This window comes from Roseateles sp., from assembly GCF_031397715.1.
In the GTDB taxonomy this organism is placed as follows: Bacteria; Pseudomonadota; Gammaproteobacteria; order Burkholderiales; family Burkholderiaceae_C; genus Paucibacter_A.
The window spans coordinates 1-1,327 of the sequence record NZ_JANNMI010000134.1 but is presented as its reverse complement, the minus strand read 5'-3'; the positions used below and the strand labels follow the sequence as shown (position 1 = coordinate 1,327).

1 protein-coding gene is annotated in these 1,327 nt (G+C 62.8%); it reads right to left on the bottom strand.

Going from position 1 to position 1,327, the window contains the following annotated elements:
- Positions 1-42 precede the first annotated feature (42 nt).
- Positions 43-1,327 (bottom strand): glycogen/starch/alpha-glucan family phosphorylase (gene glgP / locus RMO57_RS05790; RefSeq protein WP_310385053.1); only part of this gene is annotated, 1,285 nt, incomplete at its 5' end.

Below are 1,327 nucleotides of genomic sequence, written 5' to 3'. Positions count from 1 at the left end.
CATCATCATCGCGCTGATCCCGCTCGCACTGAAAGGCATTGCCTACCGCCCCGTCGCCCAGGCTTCGGGCTGCGCATAGAGCGCATCCACTTCCAACTGCTTGTCCACATAAGCGGCGAAGTCCGCCATCAACAGGTAGTTGTCACGGCTCAACAGCATCTCGGTCAAGGCCTGATAGCGCTGTGTATCTCCGCACGAGAACTCGCCACCGGCGATGCTCTCGATGACGCGCTTCAGCTGCGCGTTTTGCTCTATATACAGACGCGGGTCGTAACCGAGCGCCAAGACCCGCGCCACCGCCTCGGTACGCAGGCCGAACACAAACATATTTTCTTCGCCCATGGCTTGCGCCATCTCGATATTGGCACCGTCCCAAGTGCCAATCGTCAGCGCGCCATTGAGCGCGAACTTCATATTGCCGGTGCCCGAGGCTTCGGTGCCGGCGGTGGAGATTTGCTCGGACAAATCGGCCGCCGGGATGATTACTTCGGCCAGGCTAACGCCGTAATTGGGCAGGTAGACGAGCTTGAGCTTGTTGCCCACACGCGGATCGCTATTGACCACGCGCGCCACATCGTGTGCCAGCTGAATGATGGACTTGGCCATCACGTAAGCACTGGCCGCCTTGCCGGCGATGATGACGGTGCGCGGCACCCAGGCGCCATCGGGATTGGCCAAGATGGCCTGGTAGCGCGCGACGACATGCAAGATGTTCAAGAGCTGGCGCTTGTACTCGTGGATGCGCTTGATCTGCACATCGAAGAGGCTGTTGGGGTCGACCTGCACGCCGACCTCGCGCTGTATCAGCTCGGCCAGGCGCTGCTTGTTGGCGAACTTGACGGCCTGGAACTGCTGGCGGAAGGCGGCGTCAGAAGCGGCCGGCGTCAGCAAGCGCAGCTCGGCCAAATCCTGCCGCCAGCCCTTGCCGATACGCGCGTCCAGCAGCGCGGACAGCTGCGGGTTCGCCTGCTGCAGCCAGCGGCGCGGCGTCACACCATTGGTGACGTTATGAAAGCGGCCGGAGAAGATGGCCGCATAGTCGGAAAAAATGGTCCGCACCATCAGCTCCGAGTGCAGCGCGGCCACGCCGTTGACGCGGTGCGAGGCGACGATGGCCAAGGCCGCCATGCGCACGCGCCGCTCGCCACCATGGCTGCCTTCATCGATCAGCGAGACCCGCGCCAGCAAGGCGTCGTCACCGGGGAACATAGCCTTCACCTCGGCCAGGAAGCGCGCATTGATCTCGTAAATGATTTCCAAGTGGCGCGGCAGCAGCGCCTCGAACAGCGACAGCGCCCAGGTCTCCAGCGCCTCGGGCATCAAGGTG